Annotated in this window: 14 protein-coding genes, 1 tRNA gene and 1 other RNA gene; 2 read left to right on the top strand and 14 right to left on the bottom strand. The window is 52.0% G+C overall.

Annotated features, from left to right (window positions below):
* Nucleotides 1-63: 63 nt before the first annotated feature.
* The 3 genes from AAIG11_RS06750 to yedF form a co-directional block, all read right to left on the bottom strand.
* Nucleotides 64-960, bottom strand: a complete 897-nt coding sequence (locus AAIG11_RS06750) for a mechanosensitive ion channel family protein (protein ID WP_343185472.1) — start codon at nt 958-960, stop codon at nt 64-66.
* A 204-nt stretch (nt 961-1,164) separates the two neighbouring features.
* Nucleotides 1,165-1,446 (bottom strand): putative Se/S carrier protein, encoded by a 282-nt coding sequence (locus AAIG11_RS06745; RefSeq protein WP_343185471.1) that lies wholly within the window; start codon nt 1,444-1,446, stop codon nt 1,165-1,167.
* A 54-nt stretch (nt 1,447-1,500) separates the two neighbouring features.
* Complete coding sequence (gene yedF, locus AAIG11_RS06740) at nt 1,501-2,109, bottom strand: sulfurtransferase-like selenium metabolism protein YedF (RefSeq protein WP_343185470.1); 609 nt, start codon at nt 2,107-2,109, stop codon at nt 1,501-1,503.
* Nucleotides 2,110-2,502: 393 nt separating this feature from the next.
* Between yedF and AAIG11_RS06735 the strand changes: the two genes are divergently transcribed.
* Nucleotides 2,503-4,872, top strand: coding sequence for a bifunctional diguanylate cyclase/phosphodiesterase (locus tag AAIG11_RS06735; protein WP_343185469.1), 2,370 nt, complete (start codon nt 2,503-2,505; stop codon nt 4,870-4,872).
* A 131-nt stretch (nt 4,873-5,003) separates the two neighbouring features.
* On the opposite strand, the gene ffs is transcribed toward AAIG11_RS06735, so the two are convergent.
* The 5 genes from ffs to AAIG11_RS06710 all read right to left on the bottom strand — a co-directional run bounded on the left by ffs (nt 5,004) and on the right by AAIG11_RS06710 (nt 10,346).
* An RNA gene (gene ffs / locus AAIG11_RS06730) (signal recognition particle sRNA large type) lies at nt 5,004-5,268 on the bottom strand.
* Between the two features lie 46 nt (nt 5,269-5,314).
* Nucleotides 5,315-5,402 (bottom strand) — tRNA-Ser (locus AAIG11_RS06725).
* A 243-nt stretch (nt 5,403-5,645) separates the two neighbouring features.
* Complete coding sequence (tadA, locus tag AAIG11_RS06720) at nt 5,646-6,206, bottom strand: tRNA adenosine(34) deaminase TadA (protein ID WP_425499411.1); 561 nt, start codon at nt 6,204-6,206, stop codon at nt 5,646-5,648.
* 193 nt (nt 6,207-6,399) lie between these two features.
* Entirely contained in the window at nt 6,400-7,716 is a 1,317-nt protein-coding gene (locus AAIG11_RS06715) for a glycosyltransferase (RefSeq protein WP_343185468.1), read from the bottom strand.
* Between the two features lie 104 nt (nt 7,717-7,820).
* Nucleotides 7,821-10,346, bottom strand: a complete 2,526-nt coding sequence (locus AAIG11_RS06710; protein ID WP_343185467.1) for a glycosyltransferase family 4 protein — start codon at nt 10,344-10,346, stop codon at nt 7,821-7,823.
* Nucleotides 10,347-10,571: 225 nt separating this feature from the next.
* Between AAIG11_RS06710 and AAIG11_RS06705 the strand changes: the two genes are divergently transcribed.
* The gene (locus AAIG11_RS06705) at nt 10,572-10,856 is read left to right on the top strand and encodes a hypothetical protein (protein WP_343185466.1); all 285 of its coding nucleotides are present in this window, start codon (nt 10,572-10,574) and stop codon (nt 10,854-10,856) included.
* 312 nt (nt 10,857-11,168) lie between these two features.
* Here the strand turns inward: AAIG11_RS06705 and AAIG11_RS06700 are convergent, their stop codons facing one another.
* From AAIG11_RS06700 to AAIG11_RS06675, 6 genes are all read right to left on the bottom strand, one after another.
* Nucleotides 11,169-14,174 carry an HD domain-containing phosphohydrolase gene (locus AAIG11_RS06700; protein ID WP_343185465.1) on the bottom strand — a complete coding sequence of 1,002 codons (3,006 nt, stop codon included), beginning with the start codon at nt 14,172-14,174 and terminating at the stop codon, nt 11,169-11,171.
* 152 nt (nt 14,175-14,326) lie between these two features.
* Nucleotides 14,327-15,298 carry an MBL fold metallo-hydrolase gene (locus tag AAIG11_RS06695; RefSeq protein WP_343185464.1) on the bottom strand — a complete coding sequence of 324 codons (972 nt, stop codon included), beginning with the start codon at nt 15,296-15,298 and terminating at the stop codon, nt 14,327-14,329.
* A 149-nt stretch (nt 15,299-15,447) separates the two neighbouring features.
* Complete coding sequence (locus AAIG11_RS06690; protein ID WP_343185463.1) at nt 15,448-16,530, bottom strand: radical SAM protein; 1,083 nt, start codon at nt 16,528-16,530, stop codon at nt 15,448-15,450.
* Nucleotides 16,531-16,755: 225 nt separating this feature from the next.
* Nucleotides 16,756-17,769: an electron transfer flavoprotein subunit alpha/FixB family protein gene (locus AAIG11_RS06685; RefSeq protein WP_343185462.1), complete on the bottom strand. Its 1,014-nt coding sequence runs from the start codon at nt 17,767-17,769 to the stop codon at nt 16,756-16,758.
* An 83-nt stretch (nt 17,770-17,852) separates the two neighbouring features.
* Nucleotides 17,853-18,635 (bottom strand): electron transfer flavoprotein subunit beta/FixA family protein, encoded by a 783-nt coding sequence (locus AAIG11_RS06680; protein ID WP_343185461.1) that lies wholly within the window; start codon nt 18,633-18,635, stop codon nt 17,853-17,855.
* A 12-nt stretch (nt 18,636-18,647) separates the two neighbouring features.
* Nucleotides 18,648-19,787: an acyl-CoA dehydrogenase gene (locus AAIG11_RS06675; RefSeq protein WP_343185460.1), complete on the bottom strand. Its 1,140-nt coding sequence runs from the start codon at nt 19,785-19,787 to the stop codon at nt 18,648-18,650.
* Nucleotides 19,788-19,822 lie beyond the last annotated feature (35 nt).

Genomic DNA, 19,822 nt, shown 5'->3' with positions numbered 1-19,822 from the left:
CTTGGGGTCTGGCCTGTCTTGCCTGTCTTGCCTGTCTTGCTTAGCTGGTTTAGCCTGCCGTTCTCACCGGTCTTGCTTTTCTTTATCGTTTCCCCGCTGATAGAGTACCCGGCGGGGGTAGGGAATTTCGATGCCTTCCCGGTCGAAGGCCAACTTAAAGGCTTTGCGCATTTCCCGCTCGATGGCCCATTGCTCCATGGGTTCGGTTTTGGCCAGCACAGAAAGCACCACCTCTGAATCTCCCAAATCGGTGACCCCCAGCACAATGGGGCCTTCCAGTATTTTTTCATGGGTGGTTGCCAGCTTTTCACTCTCGCTGCGAAGCACCTCCAGCGCTCGTTCAATATCTTCTTCGTAGGCAATGGAGATGTTCACCCAGGCACGCATTTTACCGTTGCTTTTGTTCACCACATGGTTGATGGCACCGTTGGGCACAATGTGGAGGTCGCCGTTGAAATCACGCACTTTGGTGACCCGCAGGGCCATTTCTTCCACAATGCCGCCAGAGCCGTCCACCTCAACGTAGTCTCCCACACTGAACTGATTCTCAAAAAGAATGAAAAATCCGGTGATCACGTCTCGCACCAGGTTTTGAGCGCCGAAGCCCAGGGCCAAGCCGCCCACACCGGCAGTGGCAATGAGGGCCCCCACCTGAACGCCGGCCATGTTGAGAATCGAAGTGCCGGCGATGAAATAGATGGTGTATTTGATGACGCTGGTCATGAGGCCCTCCAGGGTGTTCACCCGGGCTTCATCCACCTTGAATTTCAGATGCTGCCGGGAAGAGAAGATGCGCGACACGACAGCCTGCAGTACTCTAATGGCAATGCGGGTCAGCAGCAGGATGATCACCAGGCGTATGAAAAATCCCAGCAAACGGCCCACCACTTCTGTTTCGGTGATGAGTTGATAGGTGTGGATCAACTGTTGCCACAGGCTGGTGACTTCTGTTACTACCATAAAAGGACTCCTTTCGTCTTGCATGATTAAATGGCACTTCTTGATGTGTTTGATAACCCTGCAACAGGCTGCCGCATGTTGCATTGCTGGCTGATCTTTTATGCAGGGTTGTCATTATTGGCAAATCTTCTCTTGCTCGCAGGTGTTCATTCACTCGCATTTTTTCCAGCTTGCAGATGTTCACTTGTTCATTGGCGTTTCAATTCAGCAGTCTTCGTAGCATTGCCGCCAGGGGTTCTCTTTGTCCGCTTCTTTTCGATAGAGCCCCACCCATTCGATGCGATGATCGGCGAGCATCTGCCGCACCTGCTGCAGACGGACGATGTCATCCACGTTCAACAGCAGCGACAGTCCGCAGCTGGCAGTGATCTGGCGGGGGGTGGGTATCATCTGAAAAACAAGGCCTTCGACAGGCTTTTCTTTCAGACGGGATTCAGCGGCCATGGCGTGGTGCGTTGAATCAAATACCAACAGCCATTGATTCATGTGATTGCCTCCCGTGAAGTGTCTTTTGTCGGGTGTTGCCGGGTCGATATGGGTCTATAGCTGCAGTGTGTTTTTGGCTTTGTTCAAATGCTCCACAATGGTGTACATGTTGCTGATGCCGCCCACCATGAGCATGCTCTTCAGTTTGAAATAATCCAGGCAGGTGCCGCAGGAGAGAATCTCCACCCCTTTTTCTTCCAGCTTGCGCAGATTTTCAAGGGATTCGGAGCCGGCGCAGGTGAGCTTGACGCCACCGTTGACAAACACCAGGGTCTTGGGCATGGGCAGTACTTCGGTCAGGGTGTAGAGGTAGCCTTTCATAAGAATGCGGCCCAGCTCCTCCGAACCTTCTCCCATATAATCTTTGGAGATCATGACCACCAGATCACTTTTAGGAAGGCTCTCCGGTTCCATCTCCAGGTCAAGCACACGCATCTCCCGATACTTCAGTTCCTTAAAAATGTCAATGTAAAAATGACCCTGATTTTCTTTCACCGTATAGCGGTAGTCCATGCTTTTGGCAAACTTTTGAATGTTTTCTTTGGCCGTCTCATTGTCTACAATGGTGCGCACACTACCTTCTGACAGCGCATCCAGCGCTTTCTTGGTTTGAATCAGCGGCATGGGGCAGTTGAGCCCCCGGGCATCGATTTCTTTGTTCATCATTAATTCCTCCCAAAACCAGCCTTTTCTTCAGCTGTTCATTTCAGCTTCAAATCATTGCTGAATATCGTTTTGATCCTTCTGATTCCTGCTAATTGAAGGGTTCTATCAATACTATATCATAAATCCCATGGTTTGACAGGCTACTTTTCCCCTTCTGTTCCCATTCAGTTTTTTGGAATGGTGACGATAATACAAACATGTGATAAGATGATGACAGGTGTGTCCAAAATGTCTTTCTTTTCCATTTCTGCTTTTCATGATGAGCATGACCTGTTGATGTGAATGAATCGATTCATGTGAATGGGTCAATTTATATGAATCGATCCATTTATGTGAGTGAGTCGATTCGTGTGACCGCCTTAATTCCTGTTGAAAAGAAGTGATTCTTTCATGCGCAGCATCAAAATAAAAATTCTATTTTTGAGTCTGACCATCATCCTGGCGGCATCTGCCATTTTAGGTGCTTCCAGTTACCAGGCCAATACCCATGTGCTTGAAAGGGAAGCCGAGGCGTCGCTGGAACTGCTGGCCCTGGAAAGCGCCGAGAAGCTCTCCCTGATGATCCAGCTGCAACTGAAGGGGCTTGAAGAGCTGGCGGCCCGGGAACGGGTGCGCAGCATGGACTGGACCCGTCAGATGGATGCTCTTTTGCCGGAGCTGGAGCGCCAGGGCTTTCTGGCACTGGCGGTGGTGAACAGCGATGGAATTGCCCATTACATTGACGGCTACACCCTCCCCCTGGGTGACAGACCCTATATTCAGCAAGCCCTGGCTGGCCAGACCACCGTCTCTGAAGTGCTTGTCAGCCGCGTCACTGGTCAACCCGTGGTGATGCTGGCCACGCCCATTGAAACTTCTGACAAATCTCCCGCCGCCCTCATTGCCCGCATGGATGGCACCTGGTTAACAGACCTGGTGGCTCAAATTCAGTACCGGGATAACGGCGTTGCCTGTCTCATCAATTACGAGGGCACCATTCTGGCACATCGACAGCACCCTGAATGGGCCCTGACACTCGCCACCCTTGATACCATTCGGGAAGAATCCCCCCATTTTGAAAGCTTCACTTCTTTTGTTTCTCAGACCCTTCAAACGCAACAACCGGGAATTGGCAGCTACGCTGCTAACGCAACCCAAATGCATATGGGGTTTGCGCCGGTGGCCGGCACCGACTGGATGCTTTATGTGGGTGCGACCCACACCAGTATCATGGCAGGCATCGCTGCTTTTCATGAGCAGTTCTTCACCACCCTGCTGCTGGTAATGCTGGGCGGCATACTGGCTTCACTATTGCTGGCCCGTCATTTCTCCCACCCCATTATTGAACTGGAGCGGCTTTTTACCCAGGCCTCAGCCGGCGACCTCACGGTGCGCGCCACCCCCCACACCCGGGATGAAATTGGCCGGGCGGGCCATACCTTCAACGTGATGATGGACCGGCTGGCAGATCTCACCTATTATGATCCCGTCACCGGCCTCGCCAATCAACGGGTGCTCCACCAGGATTTCAGGGAGTTAACCGAGCCTTTCAAAGATGAAGAAAACGTCCCTTTACTCCCGTTGCTGTTGGTGGCCGCCGATAATTTCAAACGAATCAACGAACGTTTCGGTTACCGGGAAGGCAACCAGCTCTTGCGCATGGCCGGCCACCGGCTGCAAATCTATTCTGGCGACCACTGCCGCCTTTACCGGGGTCAGAGTGATGAGTTTATTCTCATCTGTCATTCTTACCAGGGTTTAGCAGAGGCTGAAAAAGCCGCGTATGTGCTCCTTCAAAAACTCCAGGAGCCCTATGAACTGGCCAGCGAGAAAGTGTCTATCACCTTTAGTGCCGGGCTTGCCACTTTCCCCCTGCAAGGGGAAACACTGGATGAGCTTCTGAAAAATGCGGGTTTTGCCAAGAATTTGGCAAAAGAGAAGGGCTCTGGCCGCCTGCAAGTGTTCGATATTGCCATTCAGCAGCAGGTATTGTCTTCCCGCATTTTTGAAGAAGAAATGTCGCTGGCGCTGGATCGCAAAGAATTTTTGCTGGAATATCAGCCTCTGGTGGATTTGAAAACCGGCAACATTCACACGGTTGAGGCTCTTATCCGCTGGCAGCACCCTGTAAAAGGAAGGCTGGCCCCCGATCTGTTCATTCCTGCAGCCGAAAACACAGGGCTTATCAACCGCCTGGGAAAATGGGCACTGTTGGAGGCCTGTCGGCAAAACCGGCAGTGGATGGACCAGGGGCTGCGCCCGGTGGTAATGGCCGTGAACATTTCTGCCAGACAGTTTGAATCTCCCGACTTTGTTTCCTATGTGCGTCAGGCTCTGAACGAGTCTGGGCTGCCGCCGGCGCTTCTGGAACTGGAAGTAACAGAAAGTGCCGTGATTCAACAGGTGGAAGAGAACATCATTCGCCTGAACACCCTCCGTTCCATGGGCATTCGCATTTCGCTGGACGATTTTGGCACCGGTTATTCTTCTCTCAGCTATGTGGTGCGCCTGCCCATTGACACGCTGAAGATTGACCGATCTTTTGTGAGCATTCTCACCAGCAGCCGCCAGGCCCACACGGTGGTCTCCACCATTATTTCCATGGGTCACTCTCTCGGGCTGACCCTGGTGGCAGAAGGTATTGAAACCCTGCAACAGTTGGCCATGGTTCAAGAGGCCTCCTGCCAGCTGGGCCAGGGCTACCACTTCAGCCCGCCGCTTCCGGCTGCTAAAATGGAAATGCTGCTGCGCCAGGGAACACTGAAGCCCAAGCTGTCGTAGCCCCTTTCATTTTCAGACGCCTATACAAAGTGATACCTATATACGAAAACGGAGAGCCTGCCGGCTCTCCGTTTATTGTTGTATTCATATACACGATGAAGGTGATGATGTCATGATAAGCAAATATAGAGCTGTGCACCCCACTCTGACCATGCCTCACAGCCGGTACTCCGGTCGCCGGCTCAGACCAGGCTGACCCGCAACACACGAAAGGGATCACTTACCGCTGCTTCCTTCCGGATCTGACGGGGTTCATGAGCTTCCGTTGCACGGGACCCAGTCCTCATCACCACGTGCCGGAGGCAGCGCCACAAGCACAGGGCCTCGGCGGGGAATTCGATCCTGCTATAGCGGATTGCAGGCAACAGGGCACCGCTACCTCCCCATCTAGCACAGCAACTCTTATGACTTGGTTAGCCGGGAAAATCCCGGAAAAATAAAATGGCGGAGAGAGCGGGACTCGAACCCGCGGGGCCGTGAAGCCTTACACGCTTTCCAGGCGTGCCCCTTAGCCACTCGGACACCTCTCCGCGACAGTTTCAGTGCTGCTGGTTTTGTCAAATTGTCTCCAGCCGCACAATCTATTATATAGAAAGTCACCGCATTTGGCAAGGCATTTTTTCTTTCTTCCCCAGCGCCTGCATCACCCGGTGATCGCCTTCCATCAGACAGCCGCGCTTTTCTTCCAACAAACTTGTTACTTCAACCTGACTCATTACTTCAATTTGAAACCTGACTCATTACTTCAACCTGAGGTATTGCGTCAAACAGCCCTAAACAGAACCATCTATTTGGGATTTCTTTTTTTTCCGAAGGGTTTTGAAGAAGCGGCTGATCACAGCTTTACACGCTTCTTCCAACACACCGGAGACCAACGTCGCCTGATGATTAAACCGCTCGTCCTGCAAAAAGTTGATCAGGGAACCACAGGCTCCCGCCTTGGGATCAGCGGCACCAAAAACCACCCGGTCGATGCGGGCCTGAAGAATGGCTCCGGCGCACATGGGGCAGGGTTCGATGGTGACATACAGGGTGCTGTCTGTCAATCGCCAGCCCCCTGCGGCGGCACAGGCCTGCTGAATGGCCAGCAGCTCTGCATGGGCGGTGGCACATTTTCCTGTTTCCCGCAGGTTATGGGCCCGAGCGATCACCTCTCCCCGGCGTACCACCACTGCCCCAATGGGAACTTCTCCCAGCTTCGCTGCCTTTTCTGCCTCTTCCAATGCCATTTTCATATAGGTTTCATCGGATGGGTTTGCTTTGACCGTTGTCTCCACTTCGTCAGCTCTTTCAGAGACTGCTTCTTCCATCACCCGGGGTTGATTCTGATCCATGGCGCCATGCCTCCCTATGGGTCTGATTGCTTATGGATAAAGCCTTTGCAGTGATCTATCGCTTTTTAATCACTATTCCCTATCAACTATCAACTGCAGTAACAGTATATCATGAGACGCCATCCACCCAAAGGTGCCTGCCGGTCCACCGCTGCTTCATCTAAGGAATGGGTGCCTGTAACAAATAGGTCGCCTATGTGCCAAAGCACCGTTTCACCACTTCTCTGCAGGCATATGCAGGCCCACGCTGGTGAAGTTCCTGTTGCCAATGGCAAACTTTCTGACGGGTTTCCATGGCCAGCGCATGGTTGAGGGCAGCTGTCAGATCTTCGGATGTAAAAGTATTGGGCACCAGCACCTGAGCCACTCCCATGGCTTCAGCATCGGCGGCAATATGAAACTGATCGCTGGAAAAGGGGAGCATCACCATGGGCTTGCCAAAATAGAGACTTTCAACAAAGGTGTTGCAACCACCGTGATGAATCACCAGATCCACCTGAGAATACAGGGCGGTTTGAGGCAAAAAGGCTTCCACCATCGTTCGGTCATCTGCCAGAGATACCAGCAGGGGCAGGCTGTCTCCCGCCGCCAACAGGATGTGACTTTGGGGAAAGGCCTGGCGGATTCCCCTGACACAGCGGCGCAGCACGTCTTCCCGCCGGGAGAGAAAGGTACCGAAGGATAGAAGTATGCGGGGCCGGCCCTTGCCACGCTCCCAGCGGGCCAGCTTTTTTTCCCATTCCAGCGGCAGGGGTTGAGGTTTGAAACAGTAGCCGGCATGGATACTCTGGCGATTCTCCACAGACTGTCCTCCCACGAGAGGGTATTGATAGACCACTGCCAGGGGTGAGGTTTCGGCGAAGGCATTGGTCACTGTCTCCTGTGAACCGTGGCGGTTCAGCATCTCCTGAAACCGTTCAGTAAAGAGAGTGCGGGCCTCTGTGGCTGTCGCTTCCACCATGGCCATTTGTTGCGGGTCTGGGTGAAAGCTGGCGGGCCATCTCACCGGCACCCCAAAAAGCCCTTCGGCCGAAGGAATGCTGAAGGGGTGGGGCGGGCAGAAAGTGATGAAGGGCAGCTTGAGACACTTCATGGCCAGGGTGGCTCCGTAGGAAAGCTGGTCCACTACCCACAGGGTTGGTGAATGATGCCGGTTCAGCACGTTTACCTGACGAATCAGCCCTTCCGGGTCTGCCAGCATGTCTGCCTGCCGGTGGCGGCTCTGGACCAGCAAAGTGGCCTCCGGCCCTTCCCGAGTGGCCTGAAAAAAAGCTTCCAACCGTTCATTTTCTGTTTCTGCCTGCCGGGTGTGGGCGGCGATGCCGGTGTTGGCGTTACGGCTGATGGTAACAGTCTCAAACTGCAGACCTGCTTCTTTCACCTGAGGCGCAAAGGCATCACTGGTTCCCACCACCACTTTCCAGTCTTGCTGACGAAAGGCTTCTGCCAGGGTGAGCATGGGGTGAAAGTGGGAATAGAAAGGTGGAATGAGGAACAAAATGGTTGCCATGGCTTAACCCCTTTTCTGGAAAATGAGTGAGAAAAGATTCTCACCCGCGGTTGATGACACATGATGTTGACCCAGTCAGCTGATGTGGTTGCGGACAGACCTGCTTATGTTGGCAGCTGCCCGTAAAAGACGGCAAAGCGTCGGGCCACCTGCTGAATATCGAAGCGTTCTGTGACGGTATTTTTTCCCCGGTTGGCCAGGGCTCGCCAATCAGCATCAGCTGGTAATTCCTCCAGCAGCAGATGGGTTAGAAACCGCCCAATGGTCTTTTCTGATGACGTATCCATTAGATATCCGTTGTCACCATGGGTTATGTAGCTGCCCACACCGCCGGCTCGGGGAGCAATGACCGGCAGCCCGGCTGACATGGCTTCAATGATGGACAAGCCAAACTCTTCTTTTTGACTGGGCGCCACATAAATCACCGCCGGAGCTTCATTGGGTGTAACGATGGCTGCCAGTTGCCGCTGCAACTGGCGCAGAGTTTTGTTCTCCATGCGGGGCAGGTGGCAAAATGCCCCCTGCAGCTGTGAATGGTGCTGGATAAAGTCATCGAAAGCTGTGAGCAGTGTCTGTTCTTTTTCATCTGGCGATTGCAGGTCGCCTCCAATGAACACCAGGTTCATATGCCGCCAGAGAGCAGTGGTTCCCCAGGCTTTCAGCAGTTTTTCATGGCCTTTCACCGGGTCCAGACGCCCCACGGTGAGTATCAGGGGAAGCGACAATCGCTGAGGGGAAAGACAATGCCTGAGGGATTCATCAGTAAAAATTTCCTGGAGATTGCTGTCATTCCCCCACTTTCCAGAAACCTCACGGCTTTTCGATACCTGTGAAGACACTTTTTTTAACTCAAACTCCTGATAGGCTGCTTCTCTGTCATCAGCTTCATCATAAAGCCGGATTCCTTCAGGGATCATTTGAAATACAGGCCTCTTTTGACCGGCATGCTTTTTCTCTAAAAGCTGAAAGCGTTGCAACTGATGACCTGATTGATCCTGCACATCTGCTGCCTTTATCTGGGGAAAGTAGTGCAGCAACTGCTGTGACATAGCCTCTGTGCCGATGCCCACGATCCCCTGCACCCGGCTGATGATTTCATCTGCCACTGCCACCTTGTTCAACTTTTCGAGGAGATCTATCACCTGTGCTTCCATGAAGGCGACAAGATTCAACGCCCCTGACGGCACGGTTTTTTCTGGAGACGAAATTTCAAGGGGAATCAGGTGCCGATGGGGGTCTGGCGTCAGAGTGAACACAGCATGCTTCCCCCGATGAGCTGCCAGCAATACTGCCGCCAGGGACGCATTGTCGGAATAACGCATGTGGTAAATATCTGGTTCAATCGCCAGCAATGTCATCATGTGGTTCAGCGTATTCAGAAGATCATCCTCTTTTTCGGCAAAAAGCCGGGGGCTGCAGGCTTCATTAAAGAACACCGGCACTCGCACCAGCGTATGCCCCGGTGACAGCAGGGTGATGAGGGGAATGGTGGCAGCTGATTGGCCGCAGGGAATCATCATGAAAGTGTACACCTGTTGAATCTCTGGCTGTTGGACCAGGGTGTCTCCCAGGGCGTGGAGCAGTGTGGCAATGCCGCCGCTGTTGGATTTTCCCGGCATTAGTAAGTCACCGTAAAACATGAACTGGGCCAGGGTCAGTTTTCTTTTTTCAGGGGATGCTTCTGTTCCTGTTCCCATGGTTTGCCGCCGCTTCCAGCAGGCCTCCCCCAGTGCCACGTATTCCCGCAACCAGTTTGCCACTGGTGTAGCTAGTGTCAATCTTTCCCGCCATTCAGCCAGCAGTTCCCCGGCGAATGCCTCAGCAGCGGTAGCACAATAATTGATCATGGCTTGTTGCAGTCGGGGCGAACACTTGAAAAAATCTATTCCCTGCAGTTCTTTCACTACCTGTTTTTCATAAACCGGATTCTCTTCAGCCCACTGGAGCAGGGCCCGAAGGCACTTTTCCGATGCGCCGCACAGCTGCCACCATTCTTTCCAGCGCTCAGGAGACAGTGGCCTTGAGGGGTGGCCCGATTCCAGATTCAGCAGCAACAAAAGCTCCTGCTGCCATGAAGGATCGGGTGCCTGGTGGACCCGCTCGAACTGGCGGAACTGCTGGTCCCACCTTTTTTCCAAGATCCGATGTCGCTGGCCTGGCGGCATCTGGCGAAAAAGACGACGCAGCAGGGGACGGGTCATCTCCCGGCAGGGAAGCCTGGCGGCCAGCTGCTCCGGCACAGCCTTATTGTCACAGTTCACCGCAGCCGCCAGCAGCGTATGCTCCGCCAGCAAACCCAAGGTTTCTTCTGAAAACTCCGCTTCCATCTCAAGGGGGATGAACCAGCGTTTTTCTGCCAGGGCAAGCATCAGCGCCCTCCAGAATGGATGAAGGTCCCCAGCAAGACCAGACCGCCCATCTGCCAGTAACCGCCGCAGGCGGCCATAGGAAGTGCAGGCATCAGGTGTCGTCGTCACTTGATCAATGGCTGCATTTATTGCCTCCTCTGTGACTGTAAAAGCAGGCTTTTCTGCTACCTTGTGATGGGCATGATGAGCAGCAGGCCGGTGGTTCTGTTGACAAGGTTTGGATACCTGCCACGGCTCTTCCAGTTGTTTCAGGATCGACATGCACCTCTGGATCAATCGCCCTTCCCTGTTCATAGTGGCCCCCCTCTCTGAATTTAAGCTGCCATGAGATGTTTACCCTATTTGAGAAAGTTTCAACTTGACAGACTATTTTTCTCAGAAAAGGATTTTAGTGCTATAATAACCTTGGATGCGTGCTGGCGGAGGGATTTGCATTCACACACACCCTGCTTCACATCATGCACTGGACAGAAAGGTGGCTATTAAATGGAACAAAAGCTGTTGCAACTCAATGAAAAACTGGCTTCAGACAGTACGTTAGCCCTTCAAATTCTGGAGAAGGAAACTGCTGAAGAGGTTCAGGCACTCTTATCTCAAGTTAGTCTTGAGTTCACAACCGTGGAGATCACTGAACTTCGAGGTCTGATGGTGAAGGTAACTGAATTAGGTGAAGAGGCTCTTGCAGATGTCTCTTACAAGGAATCTTTCCTTCAGACACTGGAACTGATTAATGTCTCAAATATCGAAACACCTGTTGGGCAATTCTGGTAGGTTTTCGCTTTTTGGCATTCAAAAAAGATTCGCTTTCTGACTTTCAACGATGCTAATGTTTTTTAGAATCTTTTCCGCCTGCAAATCCACAGCCTCCGGGTAAATCATTGGAGGCTTCTTCAAACATCCATGGCATCATATTCCAAATCAACTGAATACCAGAAATGCAAAAGAGGGCTTCCCCTGTTACGGAGCCCTCCATTGTTGCGCTATAAAAATACCCAAGTCCATCCCGCGAGACACCGTCTCCTTATACCGAAGACTTTTCGCTGATTTTCTTGATTTCCTACAACAGGTTAGCGAAAGAGACGTTTAGATCAGGTTTTCCTTCATCAACACAGACTCAAAAACAGGTACCAGCTCCGGGTCAAATCGAATCCCCGATAAAGCTTTTATTTCTTTTAGCGCCGCTTCCGGGGTGCGTGCCTTTCTGTATGGCCGATGAGTGGTCATGCTGTCCCATGCCTCTGCCAGTGCAACTATCCGGGCTTCCAGGGGTATTTTTTCGCCTACAATGCCCCGGGGATACCCCGAGCCATCCCAATGTTCATGGTGTCCCAGCACATTTTCCGCTATGGCAGCATATTCCTGGGAAGAACGCAGCATTTGGTAGCCCAACTCAGGATGCCTTTCAACCACACGGCGTTCGTCAGGTGTTAAATCTGCTGTTTTTTTCAGCAGCTCCTGAGGTAGTGCTCCTTTGCCGATGTCATGCATATACCCGGTTTTTTGCAATCTTTCCACTGACTCTGATTCCAGCCCCAGGGCACTTCCCATGGCTTCGCACAATCGGGCCACCTGCCACGCATGGTTCTTTTCCTGCTGATGATTTTCGTAAAAAGTGTTGAGAACCATGTTGATGGTGTCGAGATGAACCTGTTGACTGACCATCAACTTGCGGCGGTACATTTTATCTTCCGCTTCCTTAAAAATGGCAGCAATGGATTCCGGCTCCTCTTCCTTGGTGGCCCACCCAACAGAGGCTGATATCTGTAGTTCCTTTAAGGGCACTTCGCTAATACGCTGCTGAATACGCATCGCCAGTTTTTCAGCATCTTCTTTGCGGGTATTCGGCAGAATGATCACAAACTCATCGCCACCGATACGGGCAATGAGTTCATCATTGCGGCAAGCCTGCTGCATCACCGCTGCCACCCGCTGAACCGCCTGGTCGCCCACCTGGTGGCCAAAAGCATCATTGATAAGTTTAAGGCCGTTCAGATCAAGTATCAGCAGTGACAGGGGCAGGTTGCGATGGGCGTCCAGCCGCTTTAACTCTGTTTCGAAGAAATGTCGGTTATAGACGCCGGTTAGCTGGTCATGGTAGCTTAAATGAAGTATTTTATCCTGTTTTTCTTTTTTCTCTGTGAAATCCCTGAAAACCACCACGACGCCTGTCACATGACCCCCTTCATCTTTAATGGGTGCCACACTGTCTTCAATGGGAATTGTGCGACCATCCCGGGCCACCAGCAAGGTATCCGGTGGCAGGGTATATGCTGCTTTTTTCTTCAGCACCTGTTCCACCGGGCTTTCATGAGCCGTTCCACTTTGTTCATCAATCATACGAAACACCTCATCAAAGGGTTTCCCATGCGCCACTGCCTGAGACCATCCCGTCATTCGCTCTGCCAAGTCATTCATAATAGTGATGTTGCCCTCTCCGTCGGTGGCAATCAATGCGTCTCCCATGGAGAATACAGTAGTTTTTAGAAGTTCCCGCTCATGGCGTAATGACTGCTGAAGTTGTCTGCTTTCAGCAAGCGCTTCCTTTAGTTCAAAGGTTCTTTCATCGACTTGCTTTTGGAGAATATGGTGGTGGTGCTTTTGAAAATCATCTGCTTCTTTTAAAGAATGTGTCATGCGGTTAAAGGTGTCTGTCAGTCTGCCGATTTCATCGAAAGAACTGATAGGCACTTCCACCTGCAGATCACCTTCTTCCACTTTCTGAACACCTTCCAAAAGGGTCATAACCGGCAGTACCACACTATTTCTGAAGAATCTTGGAAACAGTAACAATACCATTATCATTCCCAGCACCATAAACTGCATCACCAGGAACGCCGGTTCATTGAAGTTGTCCTGTTGCTGTAGCGCCAAATATCCAACTTTAATCCTTTGATTGCCATCTTCCAACTGATAAACCACATAGGCCTGCTCTGGCCGTCCTCCAGTATAGGCAAAGCCTTTGGAGTAGTTGCCCTGAAAAAAGCTGTCTTGGTAGAGATTGTTTAGCGACAGCGTCTCATCTCTTTGAAATAGGATGCGGGCCGTCTTATTTTGATCAAGAAGTGAGAAGGTTGTTTTGACGGGAAGCTGCACCTTTTCCTCCGGCTGAAAGACGACAAAGGCCAATGCCGAGCTTGTCTGAAAATGTTGAAGATCTGCATTTTCTTCCACCATTAGTATTTGTTCAATGACTTTCACTTCAGAAAGCCATTCTTCCTTCAGTTCATTTTCCACCCAACTCATGTGAATGAATCCAATGCTGGCAACAACAAAAATCACCATGGCCAATGTCCCCACACTAAGTTTTGTCATAAAGGTTGTCGGTTCTGGTGAATATGCCAGGTATGCTTGAAGAAACAGCACTTGGAACAAGATCAAACCAGCATTTCTGACAAGTAAAAAGTAATGGATGGGGATGATTTGATATAAGCTCATCCAATAGACCGCCGCCATCATGCTTAAAAAGAAGTATAAACATACCGTTCCCAAAAAACCTCTTAAGCCTTTTTCCACCCTGTCCGATGGAGAAAAAAGTGCTTGTTGAATTTTGCGGGGCAACTCCAAAATCCCATGGCGGTAGTGCTTTTTTGAATGAACCCTCCTCTGATCATCTTGATGAACCACTGCTTGTTTCAGCATTACTAATACAACGCCTGAATAACCCAAAATATTCATTCCAAGCAACAGCATCAAAAAAAGATGTTGATGAGAATAGCAGTAGGCAATGCCCCCTCCTATTCCCACTGTCACCAACAGGGCAAAGAATCTTTGAGTGTACTTAATTTCCCTTTTTTGTTGATGCGCCACCCCTGAAAAATGATACGTAAACATCACCAATGTGAAAGTACCCACCAGGTAGAAGATCAGCGTAAGCGCATCAAGGTAGTAAAAGAGTGGAAAAATCATATTTACATCAGCCAGCCATGTGAACAACGTTGCCAATGTGTTTGCAACAAAAAATAACGCCAACATTTTGCTGGTCACCGACTGTTTCCGCCGTTTCCACAAAACAGTCGTGATGACAAGACTCAACAATAGCTGACCAAAAGTAAGTATTGATTCCGGTCGAAAAACCAGCCACTCCAGCACCTTTTCTCCTCCTTGAGCTTTCAAGGTGTTTTACAGTTCCCATTATACTACCCGTTAACTCAAAAATGTAACTCTAATCCTATTTTTTGTTAAGTTTTTCATAAAAAACCCGCCTGATGACCACATATGCACGTCCCTTCAGGCGGGTCTTTCTATGAAATCTGGTAATGGAGCACTCCCTGCCGTTCTTCTTTGGTGACTATTCCTGTAGCAGCCAGGTGCTCCAGGTGAGACATGGCTTCTCCGGCGGCAAACCATTTCTGCGCATGGGGAAAGGCTTCCCAGTTGTCGTACCGCAGCTCCCAATGCATGCGAGCCGCCACTTCCCGTACCGTGGTGTGGCCTTCTTTCAGAATTCCCATGATTTCTGTCAACCGCAGCTGATGATGATGGGCCAGCTCTTGAATGCGCTGCCGGTGATCGGTCACGATTCCCCGGTGGGCGGAAAAAAGATGGTCGATGTCGAAGGCAGCCACTTTTTTCAGGTTTTTCAGATAGACATCCAGAATATCCCATTTAAAATCCCAGAAGGCAATGTTGGGGGTGATCCGGTCGAGGATGTGGTCGCCGCAGAAAAAGAGGCGGTGGGTTCGCTCGTAGAGCCCCAGCTGGCCGGGGGTGTGGCCGGGGATTTCGATGACTTCAAAGGCGTAGTCTCCCAGGGTGAGGGTATCGCCTTCTCGAAGGGTTTGAAAAGAAACGGGTTGGGGACTGCGGTATTTATACCCCGGGTGGTCCTGAAAGGTGACTTGATCCTGTTCCAGATCAAAGAGAACCCGGAAGCTTTCAAATCGCTGCCAGTAGCTGACCTGGCTCATTTCGTTCACGGCATCACCGTCCCACTGGCTGGCATGGACTTTCACCCCCTGCTGGCTGAGGGCCGCCGCCAGACCGCTGTGGTCGGAGTGAAGATGGGTGATGAAAAGATCGGTTTTTTCCAGTTCTGCGCCGGCCTCTGCCATTCCCTGAAGAAGGGTTTCAAGGCAGTCGGGCCGGTTGAAGCCGGTATCAATGAGGAGGTTTCGTTCTGGGGAGGTGATGAGGTAGCTGTGCACCGCTTTCAGGGGATTACCAGGAAGCTGAATTTCATTTTTGTAGATGTGGGGGTATACCTGCTGTAACATGGGAGTTCTTCCTCTCTGTGGTGATGGAAAAAAGTTGCGTTAATTTGATGCAGACCGGTTCCTCTGGCTGCAAGACAACAAAAGTCAGTGCTGAGCTTGTCAGAAAATGTTGAAGATCTGCATTTTCTTCCACTGTGAATGACTGCAATTTACAGGGCCCGCCAGCCTTCGGGGCGAAGGAGGCCCTGTTCTCCGGCTTCCTTTATTTCTGCCAGCAGCCGCTGTTGATCCTGGTTCAGCACCCCTGCCAGGTTCAGGTAATTGGAGGGGTGGTTGCTTCGAAAGGTGCAATCGGTCACTTGAAGGTGCTCCAGAAGCAGCCGGGTTTCTGCCAGTACTTTTTCCGGCGGCAGGAGCTGAAAGCTTCCCTGCTGAATCTGGCGGCGGAGGGGGGTGTTGTCTTCCACCAGCAGGGTGAGAAGCCCCAGGTATTCCGGGTTGATGGCACTGATCACCCGGGCACTTTCAAGGGCGTGTGCCTCCCAGTGGATGGTGCCTCCCAGCCCTGAAATGAGCATGCAGGAGAGGTGGATGCCTGCTTCACGCACCCGTACCCCGGCGGTGATCATTTCTTCTGACGTGACGCCTTTTCGTACCTGTTGCAGCACGGTGTCGCTGCCGCTTTCCACTCCCAGATACACCAGCTGCAGCCCGGCCTGGTGCAGGGATGTCAGTTCTTCAGGGGTTTTTTCCAGCATGTCACCGGGGCCGCCGTAAACGCTCACCCGCTCCAGGGAAGGAAACTCCCGGTAGAGGGTGGCGAGGATTTCCAGCAGCAGCGGGGTTTCCAACCCCAGCACGTTGCCGTCGGCAAGAAAGATGCGCCGGGCACCCGGGTCCATGGCTTTTCCCCAGGCGATGTGTTCCCACATGGCCTCCCGGCTTTTCACCCGGTAGGGTTTGCCTTTGTACATGTAGCAGAAGGTGCACTGGTTATGGGAACAGCCCAGTGTCAGCTGCAGAATTAGGCTGCGGGCTTCGCTGGGTGGTCGGTAGAGGGGGGCTTCGTAGGTCATGGGATGGCCTCGCTTTCCATTTTGTTTCTGGGGCAGGTGCTGATTGGCGGATGCCTGCCATTGGCGTTTCCGATTTATTCCATTGTAGCAGTTTATAGAGGGTGATGCCACTGCCTGAATACAACCGCCTTTGGCGGTACTACAGTGGATCGTTGATAGCTGGTAGTTGGTAGTTGATAGTTGATAGTTGATAGCTGATAAGGAACAGTGAATCAATAAATCAAAACCAAATCCCTTTTCAATATTATAGTTGCAGCTTCTTTACCTCCGTTGCTATCAACACCTTAAAAAACTCCCTCAGCACCTTACCCGGCGATGAGGGAGCGCAGCCTGACGTCTGTCAAGTCTGTTGTTCGATACAATGATACGCATGTTGATGAAACCCATAAAGGGCTGAAAACGGAAGACAGCGGTGTCTTCGGGTTTGAGCTTCTTTCGGATTTAAGCCTCTTTCAGCTTTGCCTGTTTCAGGGCTTCTTCAAGGGCGGGGACGATTTTGTTCACGTCGCCGATAATGCCCAGGTCGGCCACATCGAAAATGGGAGCGGAAGCGTTTTTGTTGATGGCCACGATGTAATCGGATTCTTCCATACCCGCCAGATGCTGGATGGCGCCGGAGATACCGCAGGCCACATAGAGGCCGGGTCGTACGGTTTTGCCTGTTTGGCCCACCTGGCGGTCACGCTCGATCCAGCCGGCATCCACCACGGCACGGGAGCCGGAAACGATGCCTTTCAGCTCTTTGGCCAGGCCGTCAAGAATCACAAAGTTTTCTTTGTTGGAAAGGCCGCGGCCGCCGGATACCAAAACGCTGGCGTCTTCGATGTTGATTTTTTCCTTGGTTTCCTTCACCACTTCGATGATTTCCACATTCATGTCTGCCGGTTCCAGATCAGCAGCACAGGTGATGATTTCTCCCTGACGGCTTTCATCCCGTTCCAGTTTGATCATGACGCCGGGGCGCACGGTGGACATTTGGGGTCGGAAGTCGGGGCAGATGATGGTGGCCATGATGTTGCCGCCGAAGGCGGGGCGGGTTTGCAGCAGGTTCTTGGTTTCTTCGTCGATGTCAAGGGAAGTGCAGTCGGCAGTGAGGCCGGTGTGCACCCGGGCAGATACCCGGGGAGCCAGATCGCGGCCCAGGGCAGTGGCACCAAAAAGAACGATTTCTGGCTTGCGTTCCTTCACCAGTCTTGAAAAGACTTTGGTGTAGGGTTCGGTGCTGTAGAGCTTCAGCATGGCATCTTCTGCCAGCAGCACTTCATCGGCTCCAAAGTAGATAAGCTCTTGCGCCAGGTCTTTCACCTGGTCACCCAAAAGCACAGCGGTGACGCTGACGCCCAGGGTTTCTGCCAATTCACGGCCTTTGCCCAGCAGTTCAAGGGATACTTTTTGAAGTACGCCTTCCCGCTGCTCTGCAAAGACCCATACACCTTTATATGCATTGATATCCATAGGGGAGTCCTCCTTAGAAATGAACGATTGAACTGAACGATTGAAACAAACGATTGAGCTGAACGATCTTTCTTCAAATGGATTTAGATGATGAACTTTTCTTTCAGTTTGTCTACGATGAGGTCTGCGGCTTCTTTTGGTGCCAGTTCGTAGACCTTGCCCGCTGATTTTACCCCTTTGGTGAAGGATTTTTTCACTTTGGTGGGGGAACCCTTCAGGCCGATGTGCTCCAGGTTCACATCAATGTCAGCCAGGGTCATGATTTCCACTTCTTTTTCCCGGTAGGCGTCGAAGATGCCGCCCACTTTCATGTAGCGGGGTTCGTTCATTTCCTGCAGGGTGGTGATGAGGCAGGGGCGCTTCACCTTGATGCGGTGATAGCCGTCTTCAAACATGCGTTTGAAGATGAAGTGCTGACCATCCACTTCCATGCCTTCCACGTAAGAAACCTGGGGAAGGTTCAAATGTTCAGCAATCTGGGGGCCCACCTGAGCGGTGTCGCCGTCGATGGCCTGCCGGCCGGTGATGATCAGGTCGTAGTCCATTTTTTTGATGGCACCCGCCAGAGTGGTGGAGGTGGCCCAGGTATCGGCACCACCGAAGGCTCTGTCGGTGAGAAGAATGGCCCGGTCAACGCCCATGGCCAGGGCTTCCCGAAGGGCAGCATCTGCCTGGGGGGGCCCCATGGAGATGACGGTGACGTGAGCGCCACGCTGGTCTTTCAGGCGCAGAGCAGCTTCCAGCCCGCTTTTGTCGTCGGGGTTAATAATGCTGGGAACGCCATCCCGGATCAGAGTGCCGGTTTTGGGGTCCAGCTTCACTTCATTGGTATCAGGAACCTGTTTAATGCAGACAATTATTTTCATGTCTTTCCCTCCCTATTTCAGCAGATGTGCTGCGATGACCATTTTTTGTACTTCTGAAGTGCCTTCGTAGATTTCGGTGATTTTGGCATCCCGCATCATGCGTTCCACCGGGTACTCACGGGTGTAACCATAACCGCCATGAAGCTGAACGGCCTTGGTGGTCACTTCCATGGCCACTTCGGCGGCGTAAAGCTTTGCCATGGCGGCTTCTTTGGAATAGGGCATTTTGTTCTGTTTGCAAAATGCAGCTTTGTACACCAGCAGCCGGGCGGCTTCCACCTTGGTGTTCATGTCTGCCAGCTGAAACTGGGTGTTCTGGAAGGCGGCAATGGGCTTGCCGAACTGTTTGCGCTCTTTCACATAGTGCACGGTTTCTGCCAGTGCACCGGCGGCGATGCCCAGGGCCTGAGAAGCGATGCCAATACGACCGCCGTCAAGGGTTTGCATGGCAATGCGAAAGCCTTTGCCTTCGGTGCCCAGCAGGTTGTCTTTGGGAATACGGCAGTTTTCAAAAATCAGTTCGCAGGTGGCAGAACCACGAATTCCCATTTTGGCCTCTTTCTTGCCGATGGTGAAGCCGGGGGTGTCTTTTTCCACAATAAAGGCGGAGATGCCTTTGTTGCCCTTGGTTTTGTCGGTCATGGCCATGACAACGTAGGTGTCGGCATAACCGGCATTGGTGATGAAGATTTTGGAACCGTTGAGCACGTATTCGTCGCCTTCAAGGTCAGCCGTGGTCTGCTGGGATGAAGCGTCGGTGCCTGCGTTGGCCTCTGTCAGGCCGAAGGCTCCCAGTTTCTCCCCTTTGGCCAGGGGTACCAGGTATTTTTCTTTTTGAGCGGGGGTGCCAAATTCATAGATGGGGGTGGCGCACAGTGAGGTGTGGGCCGAAACGATGACGCCGGTGGTGGCACACACTTTTGACAGTTCTTCCACTGCCATGGCATAGGCCAGCACATCGCCTCCCTCGCCGCCGTTTTCTTTGGGGAAGGGGATGCCCATGAAGCCGTAGCGAGCCAGCTTTTTCACTGTTTCAACGGGAAACTCCTCTGTTTCATCCACTTCTTCTGCCAGGGGCTTCACTTCGGTTTCAGCGAATTCCTGATACATGCGCTGAAGCATGATGTACTCCTTTGACAAGTTAAAATCCATGTTGACGCCTCCTTAGTCTTGTGTGGTGATGGTGA

It is taken from the genome of Anoxynatronum sibiricum (assembly GCF_039414295.1).
Lineage (GTDB): Bacteria > Bacillota > Clostridia > Peptostreptococcales > Tindalliaceae > Anoxynatronum > Anoxynatronum sibiricum.
This window is presented reverse-complemented; position numbering and strand designations above follow the sequence as displayed.

Coding starts and splice junctions, on each gene's coding strand:
- AAIG11_RS06750 (WP_343185472.1), bottom strand. CDS start 960: ATGGTAGTAACAGAAGTCACCAGCCTGTGGCAACAGTTGATCCACACC.
- AAIG11_RS06745 (WP_343185471.1), bottom strand. CDS start 1,446: ATGAATCAATGGCTGTTGGTATTTGATTCAACGCACCACGCCATGGCC.
- yedF (WP_343185470.1), bottom strand. CDS start 2,109: ATGAACAAAGAAATCGATGCCCGGGGGCTCAACTGCCCCATGCCGCTG.
- AAIG11_RS06735 (WP_343185469.1), top strand. CDS start 2,503: ATGCGCAGCATCAAAATAAAAATTCTATTTTTGAGTCTGACCATCATC.
- tadA (WP_425499411.1), bottom strand. CDS start 6,206: ATGGATCAGAATCAACCCCGGGTGATGGAAGAAGCAGTCTCTGAAAGA.
- AAIG11_RS06715 (WP_343185468.1), bottom strand. CDS start 7,716: ATGGCAACCATTTTGTTCCTCATTCCACCTTTCTATTCCCACTTTCAC.
- AAIG11_RS06710 (WP_343185467.1), bottom strand. CDS start 10,346: ATGTCGATCCTGAAACAACTGGAAGAGCCGTGGCAGGTATCCAAACCT.
- AAIG11_RS06705 (WP_343185466.1), top strand. CDS start 10,572: ATGGAACAAAAGCTGTTGCAACTCAATGAAAAACTGGCTTCAGACAGT.
- AAIG11_RS06695 (WP_343185464.1), bottom strand. CDS start 15,298: ATGTTACAGCAGGTATACCCCCACATCTACAAAAATGAAATTCAGCTT.
- AAIG11_RS06685 (WP_343185462.1), bottom strand. CDS start 17,769: ATGGATATCAATGCATATAAAGGTGTATGGGTCTTTGCAGAGCAGCGG.
- AAIG11_RS06680 (WP_343185461.1), bottom strand. CDS start 18,635: ATGAAAATAATTGTCTGCATTAAACAGGTTCCTGATACCAATGAAGTG.
- AAIG11_RS06675 (WP_343185460.1), bottom strand. CDS start 19,787: ATGGATTTTAACTTGTCAAAGGAGTACATCATGCTTCAGCGCATGTAT.